The organism is Ancylomarina longa (assembly GCF_003996985.1).
Classification (GTDB): Bacteria; Bacteroidota; Bacteroidia; order Bacteroidales; family Marinifilaceae; genus Ancylomarina_A; species Ancylomarina_A longa.
Map to the genome: position 1 here is coordinate 126,840 of NZ_RJJX01000004.1, position 16,175 is coordinate 143,014.

The 16,175-nt window shown below is 36.8% G+C and carries 13 protein-coding genes and 2 riboswitches; of the genes, 4 read left to right on the forward strand and 9 right to left on the reverse strand.

Features of this window, described 5'->3' with window-relative positions; genetic code table 11:
* Positions 1-7: 7 nt before the first annotated feature.
* From DLK05_RS04910 to DLK05_RS04935, 6 genes are all read right to left on the reverse strand, one after another.
* Positions 8-820, reverse strand: coding sequence for a CHAD domain-containing protein (locus DLK05_RS04910; protein WP_127342895.1), 813 nt, complete (start codon positions 818-820; stop codon positions 8-10).
* 190 nt (positions 821-1,010) lie between these two features.
* On the reverse strand, positions 1,011-3,167 hold the full coding sequence (locus DLK05_RS04915) for a TonB-dependent receptor (RefSeq protein ID WP_127342896.1): 2,157 nt from the start codon (positions 3,165-3,167) through the stop codon (positions 1,011-1,013).
* A gap of 139 nt (positions 3,168-3,306) precedes the next feature.
* Positions 3,307-3,505, reverse strand: a riboswitch (cobalamin riboswitch).
* A 74-nt stretch (positions 3,506-3,579) separates the two neighbouring features.
* Entirely contained in the window at positions 3,580-4,623 is a 1,044-nt protein-coding gene (locus DLK05_RS04920; protein WP_127342897.1) for an ABC transporter ATP-binding protein, read from the reverse strand.
* 14 nt (positions 4,624-4,637) lie between these two features.
* Positions 4,638-5,678: an iron chelate uptake ABC transporter family permease subunit gene (locus DLK05_RS04925; protein ID WP_235831954.1), complete on the reverse strand. Its 1,041-nt coding sequence runs from the start codon at positions 5,676-5,678 to the stop codon at positions 4,638-4,640.
* 16 nt (positions 5,679-5,694) lie between these two features.
* The gene (locus DLK05_RS04930; RefSeq protein ID WP_127342899.1) at positions 5,695-6,876 is read right to left on the reverse strand and encodes an ABC transporter substrate-binding protein; all 1,182 of its coding nucleotides are present in this window, start codon (positions 6,874-6,876) and stop codon (positions 5,695-5,697) included.
* Positions 6,877-6,963: 87 nt separating this feature from the next.
* Positions 6,964-7,165, reverse strand: a riboswitch (cobalamin riboswitch).
* A gap of 183 nt (positions 7,166-7,348) precedes the next feature.
* Positions 7,349-7,714 (reverse strand): group I truncated hemoglobin, encoded by a 366-nt coding sequence (locus DLK05_RS04935; RefSeq protein ID WP_127342900.1) that lies wholly within the window; start codon positions 7,712-7,714, stop codon positions 7,349-7,351.
* Between the two features lie 144 nt (positions 7,715-7,858).
* Here DLK05_RS04935 and DLK05_RS04940 point away from each other — a divergent pair, with 144 nt between their 5' ends.
* Positions 7,859-8,380 (forward strand): hypothetical protein, encoded by a 522-nt coding sequence (locus DLK05_RS04940; protein WP_127342901.1) that lies wholly within the window; start codon positions 7,859-7,861, stop codon positions 8,378-8,380.
* Between the two features lie 59 nt (positions 8,381-8,439).
* Here DLK05_RS04940 and DLK05_RS04945 read toward each other — a convergent pair whose 3' ends face one another.
* Positions 8,440-9,438, reverse strand: a complete 999-nt coding sequence (locus DLK05_RS04945) for a TIM barrel protein (RefSeq protein ID WP_127342902.1) — start codon at positions 9,436-9,438, stop codon at positions 8,440-8,442.
* A gap of 428 nt (positions 9,439-9,866) precedes the next feature.
* On the opposite strand from DLK05_RS04945, the gene DLK05_RS04950 reads away from it, so the two are divergent.
* Complete coding sequence (locus DLK05_RS04950) at positions 9,867-10,466, forward strand: T9SS type A sorting domain-containing protein (RefSeq protein WP_127342903.1); 600 nt, start codon at positions 9,867-9,869, stop codon at positions 10,464-10,466.
* Positions 10,467-10,732: 266 nt separating this feature from the next.
* Here DLK05_RS04950 and DLK05_RS04955 read toward each other — a convergent pair whose 3' ends face one another.
* Together DLK05_RS04955 and DLK05_RS04960 are read right to left on the reverse strand one after the other, a co-directional pair.
* Complete coding sequence (locus DLK05_RS04955) at positions 10,733-11,512, reverse strand: hypothetical protein (RefSeq protein WP_127342904.1); 780 nt, start codon at positions 11,510-11,512, stop codon at positions 10,733-10,735.
* A gap of 22 nt (positions 11,513-11,534) precedes the next feature.
* Complete coding sequence (locus DLK05_RS04960) at positions 11,535-11,825, reverse strand: hypothetical protein (RefSeq protein WP_127342905.1); 291 nt, start codon at positions 11,823-11,825, stop codon at positions 11,535-11,537.
* A 902-nt stretch (positions 11,826-12,727) separates the two neighbouring features.
* Here DLK05_RS04960 and DLK05_RS04965 point away from each other — a divergent pair.
* Together DLK05_RS04965 and DLK05_RS04970 are read left to right on the forward strand one after the other, a co-directional pair.
* Positions 12,728-14,638: an LTA synthase family protein gene (locus DLK05_RS04965; RefSeq protein ID WP_127342906.1), complete on the forward strand. Its 1,911-nt coding sequence runs from the start codon at positions 12,728-12,730 to the stop codon at positions 14,636-14,638.
* A 3-nt stretch (positions 14,639-14,641) separates the two neighbouring features.
* Positions 14,642-15,520, forward strand: a complete 879-nt coding sequence (locus DLK05_RS04970; protein WP_127342907.1) for a diacylglycerol/lipid kinase family protein — start codon at positions 14,642-14,644, stop codon at positions 15,518-15,520.
* Positions 15,521-16,175 lie beyond the last annotated feature (655 nt).

A 16,175-nucleotide genomic window follows, 5' to 3' on the forward strand; every position in this document is an offset into this window, starting at 1 on the left:
CTTTGTTTTAGGAAAACTCCTTCATCAATGCTTTAACTTCATTTAATAGCATTAACTTCTCTTCTCTTTTCCAAAATTTTAATTCTCTAAAGAATTTTCTATAATCAGCATCTGGAAATTGATTTTTATAATCAAGCATTCGTTGATCGAAAACCTCATAATCGTGCCATAAACCTAATTTTGACTCAATTTTATTCACCAGATTCAAACTCTTTTGAAGCTCCTCATTATCATTTATTTCGATTAAGAATTGCAATAAAGTCTTTTCAATTTTAAAGTATTTTCTCAACTGATGAAGATTCTCCAAGTCATAGGAAGAGTTCCATATTTTAAGAATAAGCTTCAATTGATCTTGAATAATTTCTTCAAGCTTTGCAACAAGTTCATTTAATTGCAATTGTTCCAGTTTGATACAAATGCGGTTCACTCTTTTTTCAAATTTTAATAAATTGAATTTTTCGTAGACAGCATTTACCTCCTCAGATACTTCAGTTTTTTTTACTTCTAACAAAGACTCCATTGCTAAAGGAATATCCAAAGGAAATTCGTTTAATAATCGATTGCCAAGCTGAAGCGTTCTTAATTTACCTGATGCCTTAAAAACAGGGCGTAACTGTTTCAACAATTTAGATACTGGATCTTCTTCAATACCTAATTCTTCTAACACCAAAAGTAAGGACCGTAGCTTCTTAATATCTACCCGTATCTCATGAATACTCTCTTCACTCAAGTCTTTTGCCTTTGCTAAAAGATTCAAAAAACTCTCAAAACGAATACTATAGTAAAAACTTACACTAAAATTGTTTTTATTGGCTTGCATATTTTCAAATTTTAAATACAATATACATAAAAGTACAGAGACTTTCTAAATTATAGATTCAGTTCTTAAATGAAAAATCCAACGACATACAATTATAGCTATTTTTCCTCACAAATAGGTAGAGATACATAACAAATACAAAAAAGGACATTCCTTTTAGAAATGTCCTTTTAAAACATATGGTATATCCTTAAAATCTATATCCAATTTTTGCGATCACAGCACGACCAGGCATATTGTAACCATCTTTCTCTGTGTAATTTTCATCCAATAAGTTAGAAATTGTTATTCCCACACTATATTTTTCTTTAAAGGTATAGTTTGCACTATAATCAAATACATAAGAAACAGGATGACGCAAAACTGATTCATTTAAAAGATCAGGTCTAACATCTGCTCCCTTAAAATTAATAGGAGTCTTTGCCCAAGTTGTAATCCAATTATCTTCATATCTATGACCGATATAACGACCATTTAAACGAGTAGTAAAACCTTTCAGGTTATCGAATTCAATACCAAATGAAGCAGTATTGTCTCTCACATATTTCATTTGAGATTCCAAATACTCATTTCCAGATTTGGTTTCTACCGTAGCATCAAATAAATGGGTATAGTTTAAATAAACACGCAAAGAATAATCGTAATCAGACAAAGCTCCAAAATCATAGGAGGCAACTACTTCCAAACCATTCATATCTGCCTTATTCGCATTCATATAGGTATTGTATTCATCTCCATTATAAGGAGTTCCATCAGGATCAATACTTTCGGTAACAATTTTATCCTTATGGTGAGTTTGGAAATAAGTCAGGTCAAAATTGATTCCTTTCTTAAAATCCTTATAAGCAAAACCTAAATCGAAAGTATTTGACTTTTCAGGATCAAGATTAGGATTTCCTTTTGTAGTAGCATAAATAGTTGAAAAAGAACCAGCAACCTGATAGGCATCAGGAGCTAAAAAAGCATTTCCCCAACTAGCATGAGCTGCTAATCCCAAACCTAAATCATATTTCAATCCAATATTCTCTGTTAGTACTGAATAATTTTCAGTTTTTGATTTTGCATTTAAGAATTGATTCTCATTAATTTTAAAGGCAATTTGATCAAAACGAGTCCCCACAGAAGCATTCAATTTATCGTTGAATAATTTAAAATGTATTTGCCCGAATATTCCTGTAGCAGAATGACTGTAGTTTGGAAGATAAGGAGCAGCTTCATCTCCGGAATTTCCCCACAAAGTACTCTCATATTTTTCGGTATTATTATCTATTCCTAGCGCGAAAGTATGTTTTCCAATTGCAATAGCATCGTTAATTAAGAAACCATAGTTTTTAAACACATTCTCACTACTTTGATAGTAATTGGCATCCATATCCTTACTAAAGAAATCACTATTCTCTTTCGAATAGAATGGACTAATGGTCAATTTATGATTCCCAATTTGCCCCAATACATCCATTCCTGTTGAGAACTTATCCAAATCTTTTTTGTTCATTCCATAGATATGCCAAAATGTACCAGGAGCTTCTACATCATCAGCAAGAAAATAGCTGGCGTTATAATTTATTTTCCAATTTTCCGATAGCTTAATTCCTAATCTGGCATCGAAATTTTGCTTTAGCAATTGAGAATTCTCCATGCGTTCCCCATAAGTACTTACATCTAAAATAGTTTTCGCATAATCCTCATCGTAGAAGTTATGATCTCCCACTTTATAATCCTTTGCTTGATTATAATAGGAATAAGCGAAATCAAAATCGAATACATCAGATAGTGCACCTCCCACATTCATATTCGCCTTACTGGTTTGAAAACTGCCATATTGCAAGTCAACAGCTCCGGCAATATCTCCAGTACTCTCCTTAGTTACAATATTAACAACACCACCCATAGCAGCAGAACCATACTGAGCAGAAAATGGACCTTTCAATATTTCTACACGTTCCACATTATTAAGGTCGATAGTGGCAATATTTTTCGTTCCTGCTGGCTTTCCGTTGATTAAAATCACAGCATATTTACTAGAAGTAGAAGCTGAAAATCCCCGAATACCAATACCTGCATTAACACCAGGATATTGCTGGATATCCACAGAGGAAGAAGCTTTTAATAAACCTGCCATATCAGCTGCTGGCGATGCTTCAATAACTCTTCTACTAATCACATCTACCTTTTGTGGTAGATCTTTCATTTTTGCATTAACACGTGAAGCATTTACTTGTACTTCGGATAGATTTAGATGCTTTACGGCTGTTGAATCCGTTACCGTTTCTCGATTTTCTTCCGCTTTAAGTGTGAAATTCAAAATCGAAAGCAATGCAAAAGTTGTTACAATAGTTTTTTTCATGAATGAAATACATTAATAATTGATTAAACTTATGCATTACATTCAGGGAGCAGATAAAAGAAGGAATTCAAAATAATTGGCTAGCCATTCAAGATTTGAATATCATCTTTTGTCTTCTTGCTCTTGTCCCGAAAGCAATGACTTTTGGTTTGCATTGGCAGGTCTTCTGACTTACTCAACTTTTTTTAGCCTTCCCATTTCGAAACAAAACAGTGGCAGTAGTAAAAAAGAAATAATTGAGCTTACAGCTACGGGAATAGTTCCGGATTCACACCGGATTCCCTTTTGATCCACTCTTTTGAAAAAGAGATATGGAACCAATTGCGCAGCAAATGTATGTAAATTTTAATTAATCAAAGCTTAATTTCAAGAAGGAAATAAGCAGATTTTATAGGTTATAGAACAGCAAAGACTAGTTCTGTGTTAGCTTGCTAGTTTCATGCTTACGAAGATCGAGTATCAACGCTTCCATCTGAGTATAAGTCTTATGTCTTCCCTTCAGAATAAGATTCCATGTGCGATTCACTTCATCTAAAATGATCTTACAATCGGCAACTTCTTCACAAGTCACCTGATAGCCTTCACGCGAAAGTGCACGACTGGTCCAAAAGCCCATCACATCATTACCAACAACTTGAATGGCTGCTTTTTTCTGATAATGCATGATAAAGTTTCCGGATTTGCGATCGAAATTAAAGGAATTGTTCTCGAAAGTCTTTTCGATACTACCGGATAGCACCAAGTCCTCCGGAACTCCCACCCTGATCGCTTCATTTTTAGACATTAACCAAATTCTGTCGGCTGCCTGAAGCGCCAAATCCAACTCATGGGTAGATAAAAGAATCGCCTTATCTGTTTCCTGTGCCAGACGACGAAGTAATCGCATGATCTCTACCCGATTTGGCAAATCCAAATGTGCCGTTGGCTCGTCCAGCATGATTAAAGGAGTATCCTGAGCAAGTGCCTTTGCAATCATCACTCTCTGCCTTTCACCATCACTCAACTGGTTGATAAACTTATCGGCAAAGCCTGTTAAGCCAACCTGTTCCAATGCCCATTGGATAATTTCTACATCCTTATCAGACAATCTTCCCATAAAGGAAGTATAGGGATGTCTTCCCAAAGAAACGATATGATATACAGACAAATTACCAACCGATAAACGCTCCGTTAAAACGATGCTCAACAAGCGGGCTATCTCCTTAAAATTTCTCTCTTTGATAGGAATATCTTCCACCAAAGTATATCCCGCTAAAGGAGCTTGTAATCCCGCAATTGTCCGCATTAAAGTAGACTTCCCCGAACCATTGGGCCCCAGCAAACACACCAGTTCTCCCCTTCGAATTGTGAGATTAATATCCGATAACAAACAAAAATCGGGTCCCTTCGATTCTTTATATCCGATCGAAAGCTGTTTTGTGGTTAATATATCTTTAAAATATTTTTTAGTATCCATGGATATTCAATAAATCAGGAAAATGAAGCTTTTACATTACGACTACGGATTATCACCCAGATAACTACCGGTCCACCGAACAAAGCCGTTACCGAATTAATCGGCAAGGTAGATTGATTGCCCGGCAGTTGGGAAATCATATCACAACAAAGCATTAAAACTGCACCTATTAATATTACCGCTGGCAATAACACTTTATGACTTGCGGTACGAAAAATAGATCGGGCAATGTGAGGAACAGCAACTCCAATAAAAGCAACAGGGCCAGTAAAAGCAGTAAGTGTTCCGGCCACCAAAGCAGTACAGATAATCACTCCTATTCGGATTCTATTAACCGAGATCCCTACTCCTCTGGCATAATTCTCTCCCAACAGAAGAGCATCCAAGGATTTTATGAGTAGAACTGCCATTATAATACCTGCTACAACGATGGGTGCCATTACTCTCATCTCTATCCAGGTTACCCCACTCAGGCTACCAAATGTCCAAACGATAAAACTTTGCAATTGCTCTGGTGTACTAAAAAACTGAAGAATGCTTACCACTGCACCTGTGATACTTCCAAACATGATACCGATTATCAATAAGGAAACGCTATCGGAAATTCGAATGGAAGCCATACCTACAATAAAGAAGATAACTGAAGCTCCGACGATAGCAGCTACCACCAAAGCCCAACTTCCTAACGAAGCATAAACCAATCCGAAAACACCTGGCAAAATTACCGATGCCATCACCATTAAGGCAACCCCCAGACTTGCTCCGGAACTAATACCCAAAACATAAGGACCAGCAAGAGGATTGCGAAATAAGGTTTGCATCAACAATCCGGTAACCGATAAGCCAGCGCCTACCAATATTGCTGTAATCGCTTTGGGCAATCGAAAATTAAGGATGATATAATTCCATGATGTTTTCACCTCTTCCCCCATTAAGATTGCAAATACCTTTTCAACAGGAATACTCACACTCCCCCAAATCAGATCTAGAATCAAAAACAAAAGAATGCACAAAAAGAGTACGCTAAAGAGCAATATCTTCGTATTTTTTTTCAAACGGAATAACATAGTCTTAGTTCAGCTTTTTATAAAAGTACAATTCGTAATCCGGCAAAACTTCCGGATGCAATATCTTGATGATATCCTTTAATACCGTATCTGGTTTCATGATACCAGACTCCCACCAATCATTTGCTCCCGAAGCCGTCATTCGCTTGGTACAACAATAAACCTGACCGGTCTTATAAGCTTTGAATAAGGTATATCTCTCATCCATATTTTTCAGTTGTTCCAAAGAGGCGCACTGAGCCGGTCCAAACCAAATATCCGCATTGGCCTGTTTCTCGTAAACCACTTCAAAACTCAATGGAATACTTCCGCGAGTGGTATCCGAAAGCCAGCAATAATCCCCTTTACTATCGCGAAGCACCTGTCCCAGATAACTTTTTCCCCCCGGCATGTACCAAATACCTTTAAATTGATAACCGGACACTACAGATGGACTCGATTTTATTTTCTGTACCAAACTTTTTACTTTTTGATAACGTTGATCCAGATCATTGAACAATTTATCTGCCTCTTTTTCCTTATTAAAGAAAGCCGCAATAAATTTAGCCCATTCTGCACGAGCAAGTGGATCACTTTCCATCCATTCTATATTATACACTACAGGAAGTCCCGCACTAACCAGCTTTTTCTCCTGTTTTGTCTTGGTCATAAAGCCAGCAAGCATCACAATCTCGGGAGAGAGCTCCACAATTTTCTCAAAATTAATCTGATGCGCGTGTCCTACGCCTTGGATTTTCCCTTCCTCTGCTTTCCTCGAAAGTTCTTTATCGTAAATATGATCGGATAAGGACAAAGCGACAATACGATCTGCCACACCTAAAAACTTAAGAATACCAATATGAGTATTGGAGAGAGCAGCAAGTGTTTTTACAGGAGTTCTCACTACCTGCACATCAGCAGGAATACTATCTGGCAACTTACTGCTTTTTGGCACCAGATAATAGCTTTGGAAAATTTTGCCTTTGTTCCAGGGATCATTTACGATGATCTCCTTAAAACCATTCCGCATTTTAATGGAAAAGCCTTCGGCATATTTTACTGTCGAAGTATAAAAAAAGCCCGAATCAACGCTTGTTTGTAAAGCCGCCTTCCGTTCTCCAGTTCTTCCCGACTGGTTCGGATGACATGATTCCAAAAGCCCAATAAAGCAAATACCCACAATCAGGTATAAAAATCGATAAGCCATATCAAAATTAAATAAAGGCCAGGGAGAAAAGATAGGAAGATACAATCCTTCCGGATTATATAATCGTTACTCGACACCCCGAAGTTACGAAAATGTATATGCAAGGCAGGTCTTCTGGCTTACCCAATCTGACGCCTTCCCATCCAAAATAAAACTTAGATAGTGGCAGTGAGGTCAGAATCAATGAAATAAATCATTGAGGGCTTACAGCTGCGGGGACAGCTCCGGTATCACACCGGATTCCCTTTTAATTCCCAAAATTCGGGAAACCCTAATGCTGCAAATCTATGGAATATTTCGGAGATAAGACGAAGATTTGAAAAAGCATTGAGGGGATTGTACAACACATCCGTTTTTTGTATAATCGGAGAATTAGCAGAAAAGAATTTATTACTGCAAAAAAAAAGAACAAATTGAATTTGTTCTTTTTGAATATTATCGATAAATCTCAAACAACTATTATTCCACCAACTTATACAAATACAATTTCCTCCTTCATACTATATAATACGAAAAGTACTTCTTCCTTCTCCCGTTGTTCGATATTGTTTTTATCTAAGGCTTGCATCACATCATCAATAACAGAAAAAAATTCGGAGTGACTAATATTCATGCCCTGATGCGTTTTCATCATATCTTTCCCCTTATAAACAGCAGGACCACCTGTTCCTGCAATAAAAAACGTTGCAGCCCCATTCTTCAAGCTATTAACATCTGCCTTGGCATTCTCAAACCGGGTAGCTATTTTAGTATTCTTTAAATGCAGATCCACTGCATCATTGGCAATATTTGTTATTCCTTCACTTCCACCTAATCTCTCATAAAGTGTTTTTTCCATCTTTCTTCCTCCTACTTAAATTTAAATAAATCAGAATTTACGAAGAATCCCAAACAATGTCAATTGTCTAGACTTAGGAAAATAAAGCAAATAAACCACCAAAAACAGCTATCTTCATCTCCCATCAAACTTCTAAAAACAAATATGAAAAAATTACTTCTTCTATTTATCCTTCTTCCTCTTGTTGGTATGGCACAAGATCAGAAATTACCTGATAACTTTTCAGCTTTAAACTTCTTTATGGGAAATTGGCAAAGCGAAACATCGGGTAAAGCAGGCAAAGGAATAGGAACCCAATCCTATACGATGGAGATGAACGGACAGTATATTGGTGTGAAGAATGAAACCAAGTTTGAAGCCAGTGAAAAAAATCCCGAAGGGGAAGTCCATCAAGACTGGGGAATGATTAGTTTCGATGAAAACAGGGGAAAAATTGTATATCGCCAGTTTAATATTGAAGGATATGTGAATCAGTATGTATTAGATCATTCGAAGGAAGGAATATTTGTTTTCGAAACCGAAGCCATTGAAAATGTACCTGCCGGCTTTCGAGCTCGCATCACCTTAAAGGTTGTTGATGACAATACTTACGAGGAAGGATTTGAGTTAGCAGCACCCGGTAAAGATTATTCGGGATGCATCTACAATACCTGGAAAAGAAAATAGCTCCGCTAACAAAATAAACAGGATACCTATATTTAAGGTAGAGGTATAAAAAAGTGCCTCTACCTTAATACATTTAATTGCTGCTCTAATTTCGCAGAATATTCCTCTATTCCTTTGGTGATAAATTCGTGAACTACAAAATCCGGATTAATTTCCCCGATAATCTCCTTCACCCTTTCGGTCTGAAACGGCAAGTGCTGATCAATTTTCAGCACATGATTTCTTGCAGCCGAATATTTTTCAGAAAAATTCAGTTCCGACCAATTCAATGGTAGTCCTTTTTGTAATTGTTCTACCTGATAAACTCCGGAAAGGCTACAGTTCAGGTGTAAGCTTTGAATTTTTGCTTGTGCCTCCTTTGATAATCTGGAAACCCGATCCAAAACAAAATCCACCGCCTCATCCTCACAGCGCAAGGCAGGATTGGTATTCATGAGGTGCCCGGTATCCAAAAGCAGATTCCAGTTCGAAAACTCCAATCTCCCTGCAAAATCATCCAATTCGGCAGGATAAAGGAAATCAAGTCCCGGCCACCATAAATTCTCTATCGCCAGCTTCACGGGAGGCTCCCCATCATTACATTCTTTTGCCGTTCTATTTAATAAAGCAGCCAAACCAGCTAATACTTCAGTGTTTTTATAAGTAAAATCCCAGGTAAAAGCATGTTCCAACTCCACATGAGCAGCATGCACCACCGCATGTGCGGGATGAAACGAAGCAGCATATTCCCACAATTGCTTTTGGCTAGTCACCATTTCCTTAGCATTATTCCCACCGCAGCAAAATTGCAGATGATCTGCCGACATTCCGGGGAAATAGTGCTTTGCAGCCACTTCTCCCTTTCTCCAAACCTCCAACCAGGTCACCCAAAAAGGCAAATGCACCGATTTCACAAGCTCCCTGGGAATATCCACAGAAGGAGTTTCATAACCTATTAATAGCTCCACCCCATCCAATTCCTTTTCGGTAACATAGGCTTGCAAGCCCTCCCATTTATTAGAGAAACGATTCACATCGGAAGGATGGACAGAGAAATCCATTAAATTTTGATAGCTCATATTTTTACAGATAGATAATTTGAATCTTTCCTGCGATAAATATTTAGGAGAGATTTAAAATGTGGATCAAAAATAGTTCAATTCTGTAATTTTTCAAGTCTTATTTTTGATCAAAAAAAATCATTTTTAATTCGGAGTTGCAAAAAAATGACGTTTTGGACATTTTGGCAACATTTCGAAAACGTTATCATAAAAGCTATTTTTCCAGTTTGAGCTTAATAATGACAAAATTCTTTATTAAATCTGTGTAACGCAAACAATTTCGGGGCTTTCCGCAACCGTTATAAGTTGTTTTTTTTGTTATTTCTGCAATTTCGAAGGATTTTATTTAGATCATTTCTATGATTTAGCTTTAGATTTACAACATCGGTTACAAACAATAAAACAAGGCCGATGTAATTAACATTTAATTATTGAAATTTTACAAAATGAAAAGAAAAAATTTAAATCTAAAAGGAATCGTATTGGGAGTAATACTATTCTTAGGGGCAAATGCAGCATTCGCAACGGGTAACATTCGTATCAATTCTTATTTGGATACCGATTTGTCTATTGTTTCCATCATCAATCCAACACAAGCACCTTTGAGAATGAATATCACTGATGAAGCTGGTAATTTGTATTACTCTAAAAAAGTGAGTAGCGCAACCACTGCACAAAAACTATTCGATTTCTCTTATCTGGAAGATGGTGTTTACAAAATTGTTTTAAACGGAAACGAAGAAAACATCGAAAAATCCTTTGAGATTGTCAATAACAAATTGGTAGCCGCCAAAGTAGAAAAAGACACAGAGAAAACCATGTTTAGAGCAGATGCAAACAATTTGTTTATCACCTATTTATCTTTCGATAACAAAGATTTAAACATCTCTATTACCGATGAATTTGGTAACGAAGTGTTCACAAAGAGCTATACTTCTGAACCTACATTCTCTAAGAAATTTAACGTAGAAGCATTACCCGAAGGCGACTATAAAGTACGTTTGATTTCTAACAATAAAGAATACAACTATGCCTTTAGCAAGTAGTGAATCCAGTGATCAGGATGACCAATCGGTTCATCAGAATCAACACAAAATAATAAGTGTATCCCTCCAAAATCAGAGATACACTTATTTTTTTTGTTTGACATTATCCCGCAAAGTGTGTCAAATAATATTTCCAGGCTCGCACTTATCCTCATTCTCACCCGCTAGTTTCCTGAATCTATAAAATTCAGCAAAAACAAAGAGGAGGTCATCAGAAAAAACATTTTCATTTCTTCTTCAGACCTCCCCAATCATGACAATTACAATTAACCTATGGCTTCGCTTGTTTCATTAGGAACTTCTGCTCTAGGCGTCGGAATTTCCGTACTTGGTTCCGATACCGGAATGGGCTTTATCTTTTCAACAACAACAGGCTTGCGTACCAATTTAATAATCTGATTCAAGCGATAATCATCGGCTTTTGTTTTATCGTAGCTCATCACTAATTTTCCTGTTTTGGAAATATCGCTGAGCATACTCCATAAAACATTAAATTCGGAGTTGTTATCTATAACCAATTGCTTGCGTTCTCTTAATTTTCCCTCCTGAACCAGATTTAAATCATAAATTTTTTGGGTAAGCGTTTCTAATTCGGTTCCCAACTCCTCTTTATAGCCTTTTCCTTTCAAAGCCTCCAGATTATTGGCGATATTTTGCTGTACCACTTTTACTTTTGCACAATAACCTTCAACATTTCTGCTTCGAAGATTCTTTTTGGCTTCCTTCACGCCAAATGCAGCATACTTTATATTCAAGCTTTTATTGGCGCGTTGTGCATAAGCAGCAATTCGATTCAGTAGGGGAAGTACTTGATCCATACTCAAGTATAAATCCTCCGTTATCTTAGCAATTTCGGCAGTTAGCAGCGGTGATTGGGTTAAGTCCCGTACTTTGCTGATTTGGTTGCGAACTCCAGTTACATACTCCCCATTATATTCTGGAGAAAAGGCTTCGAAATCACTTATATCCCGATTAATTAGTTGTAACATTAAATCACCTGCAACTGGCAGTTCCTCTTGACGAAATTTAAAATACCTAGCACTCATTTTACTTTTTTTTAGGGTTAAACTATATAATTAAAAACTTTTCACTTTCTAATTTCATATTCCAACTCCCTCTATCCTTCTTGCTTATTTTATTGATTTTCTGCTCTAAAATCTCAAAACTCTCTTTTTCAAATTTTTCCGCCTTGCTACTTTTTCGTTCCGCCTGCTTACTTTCTTGTTCCGCCTTGCTACTTTTCCGTTCCGCCTGCTTACTTTCTTGTTCCGTCTTGCTACTTTTTCGTTCCGCCTTGCTACTTTTCCGTTCCGCCTGCTTACTTTCTTGTTCCGCCTTGCTACTTTTCCGTTCCGCCAAGCGATTTTACTGCATTACATCAACTTCTTATCGTTCATATCTCTTTCTCATACTCCTATTCTACTTACTGTTCTGCACAAACAAGCTACTTTTTTCTATATCTGATTATCTTCAACGAACTATCGAAACACTCACCTAATACTTAAAGCCACCAAAAACCCTAAACAACAAGCAGAAACAAAACAACACACATATAAAGTCCTCTTTACTAATTTAACGATAGTATTTTTACTAACACAACACCTAATTTAGTAGTTTAAATTTATATGTCAATTATTTTTTCTGTTTTTTTTCATTATTTTTTTCATATGATTATTAACACCAATAAAATCAAGGCTTGTGCGATTTTCGGACTTTCCTATCCGATTTACAATAAAAGAAGAACACATAAAAGACCATTTGGTTAAGAATTACAGGAAATGATATAGCTTTGTTTTCCCAAAAGCGAAAAATTCTTTTTTATTTGAAGATTGGCTGCATAATCTGTATCTCAAAACCAATATCCTGATGCCCTATAGAAAATAGCCACTAAATAATCAGCCGAAGAAGGAATTATTCTCTCGCCATGCTACAGCAATAGAAATAAGCGATCAGCAATGTCCTATACATCTATTTTACAAAACACCATAGTGGAATAATCCTTATTTCCAGAAACATTACTACAACTCCTGCTTAATACAAGCTGGAAAACATCACTATGATTAGTATTTTATCTTTTTACCTTAATATAATTGATTACTTTTGCAAACTATTACCCAAAAACGAGAGCGGACAAAAAGAAAATACAAGATGCTTCTACATGATATTAATTGGAAAAAGCAGGTATAAGCACAGGAAATATTTACACTGCTATCGGTAGGCTTAAGCAATAAAGAATATCAAAAAAGAATACAATATAAACTATGAAATTACAGAACATTATCAAGAGCCGTTATGGCGGAATCGTCATCTTTAGCATGATATTTTTAGCTTTATCCTTTCTGGTTCGAAGCATATTACTTATCACAGACTTCAGCAATGTAGATTTTGGAATTACTCATTTCTTGCAGATCTATTTATATGGTTTGTTTTACGACTTGGTAACCATTTCCTATTTTATTATTCCTTTCGTGCTTTACCTTTTAATAATGCCCGACCAACTATACCGAAGTAAAATTCACCGATGGATCTCCTATCCTTTCTTTATCTTCACTATCGGCATCCTTGTGTTTTCAGGAATTGGAGAATGGTTTTTCTGGGAAGAATTTAGTGTTCGCTATAACTTTATTGCAGTAGATTACCTGGTTTACACCCACGAAGTAATCTCTAACATTAAGCAATCATATCCTATGCCAATCATTATTTTGGGAATGCTTACGCTCTCGGCGGGAATTTTTGCATTAGTAAAGAAATATTTCGATAGAAGTCTGGACAGCAAATCCCGTTTTATCCACCGATTGGGTATCAGCACAGTACTTTTGCTTCTGCCTGTGCTTGCATTCTTCACTATCGACAAAACAACTGCCGAGGTAAAAGACAACACCTATTCGAACGAGTTGGCACACAATGGGATCTACCAAATATTTTCGGCCTTTCGCAACAACGAATTAGATTACAAGACTTTTTATCAATCGATAGATGATAAAGAGGCTTTTACCCGCTTACGAAAATTAATAATGACTCCAAACAGTAAGTTTTTAAGCGATGATGTTTTTGATGTAAGCCGAAAAATAGACTATCCCGGAGAAGAAAAACATTATAATGTGATAATGATAACGGTGGAAAGCCTAAGTGGCTCCTTCTTTACTGAATTTGGCAATACCCAACACATCACTCCAAATTTGGATAGCCTCGTAAAACAGTCGCTTTTCTTCACTAACTTTTTTGCATCCGGAACCAGAACCGTTCGTGGAATGGAAGCATTAAATCTTTCCTTACCACCAACACCCGGATACTCTATTGTAAAACGTCCGAACAACGAAAACATGTTCACCCTGGGTAATATCCTAAAAGAAAAAGGCTATGTGAATAATTTCATCTATGCAGGAAATGGGTATTTTGATAATATGAACTATTTCTTTGGAAATAATGGCTACGACATTATTGATCACAGCAATTTTAAAGATGATGAAATCAGCTTTGAGAATGCATGGGGCGTTTGCGACGAAGATCTTCTGACAAAAGTTCTACAAGTGTCCGACAGTATCTACAAACAAGGGAAAGCCTTCCATCATTTTATCATGACCACCTCTAATCACCGTCCATACACCTATCCGGAAGGAAAAATTGATATTCCTTCTCATTCGGGTCGTGCCGGAGCGGTAAAATATACCGATTATGCAATAGCTAAATTTCTTAGGGATGCCAAAAAACACGCATGGTTCAACAACACTATCTTTGTTATTGTGGCAGATCATTGCGCATCAAGTGCTGGAAAGACTTCACTACCAGTGAAGAAATATCATATTCCGCTAATTATTTATGCACCACAAATTATAAAGCCTGCAGAAAACACAACCCTTGCCTCACAAATTGATTTTGCACCTACTATCTTAGGTTTATTGAATATGAGTTACACCTCAAAATTCTTTGGAAAGGATATTTTGCTAAGTCCACCAAACCGGGCGGTTATCGGAACTTATCAGAAAATTGGATTCCTACACAATAACCAGTTAACCGTGCAAGTTCCTACTAAGCAAATCGAAGCTTTTACCGTTAACGGACTGGAACAAGAGCCTGCAAAAACAAATCGGGAGGAATTACTGGATGCAATTACCTATTATCAAACTGCCAGCTATCTTTTTCATCATAAAAAATACCAGTTTAAGGAATAAATCATGCCACAAGTTTTAAAACTTCTAGTAATTATCAATCCGGTTTCGGGAACAGGAAAGCAAAAAGGCATAGAGAAGCTGTTAAATCAGTATCTTAATCCAGCTCGCTTTGCACTGGATATTCGATACACACAGTATGCCAAGCACGGAATGGAATTGGCAAAGGAGGCCATTGCGGAATCCTTCGATGCCGTTCTGGCTGTGGGCGGAGATGGCACTGTGAATGAGATTGCCAGTATATTAACCGGTACTGATGTGGCATTGGGCATTCTTCCTTGTGGGTCGGGAAATGGCTTAGCCCGACATCTTGGTATTCCCATGAATCTGAAAAAAGCCATTGCCTGGATCAATAAAGCCCGGATAATAAAAATGGATACGGTAAAAGCAAATCAATACATTTTTGTGAATATGGGAGGAATAGGTTTCGATGCCTTTATCAGTAATAAATTTGAAAACATGAAAGGAAGAGGATTTTGGAATTACGCCCGGGCAGTACTCCAGAGCTTTTTCACTTATCCCATGCAAAATTTCACGATCATCGAAAATCATCAGGAACATCATCATCGGGGTTTTCTGCTGAGCTTTGCTAATTCCGATCAATTTGGAAATAATGCATTTATCGCTCCTAGCGCTAACATTCAGGATGGAATTTTAAACCTGGTATTATTGCAAAAACCAAAATGGTATCAGATTCCTCTTTTGGCATTCCAGGTATTCACCAAACGTATAGAGAAATCCCCCCTATTTAGCCAAGTAAAGGGAAGTGAATTTCGAATTATTCAGGAAAATACGCTGGCACACCTCGATGGGGAACCTATAGAGTTGGGACAGGAAATACATTTACAGGTTTGGGCTAAATCTTTGAAGGTGTTTAAAGTATAATACACTTCTTAACTAATAGAACTTTCGATTGTAAGGCAGGATACATGCAAGTGAAAAAGTGGTTCATCCAAAAAATGCAAAGCTCAAAAGACAGCATTCCTATCAAATATCGGTTTTTATATGATTTGCTTATCTACAAACTTCATTTCAATTATTACTTTTCAACTCAAGCCGTTTTGGCTCCTACTTTTGATTGCCCAAAAGTAGGCAAAAGGTCACCGCGGCATGAAAAATCCCTAAAAATCAGTTCACTAAAACTTAGGAACTCGTCCTTTTAGCCCCACCTCCCTCGCAGGACAATCGCATTTAAAAAATACATGTAATATTTCGGTGCGCTGCACCTTTTGATATGGCATAAAATATTAAGCTATAAATATTGCGCAACGCTGTTGCTTATTAACAAATAAAAAAAGCAGTACAGATTCACTCATTACAACAATCATTGTTGTTTGATGAATTAAAGATGTGAAACATCGAAATATTAAAGGAAAAAAAATTAAATGCGTTTGCCCTGTCTTATCTCGGGGCTAAGGTCTTCAAACAGCCTAAGTTTTTTAACCTTACCTACTTTTGATTTTTTTAACGGCTTTTTTCATGATGCAGATCCTGCTCTATCAAAGCCATTTATCACTAATTAATCGATGCATAAAAGCAA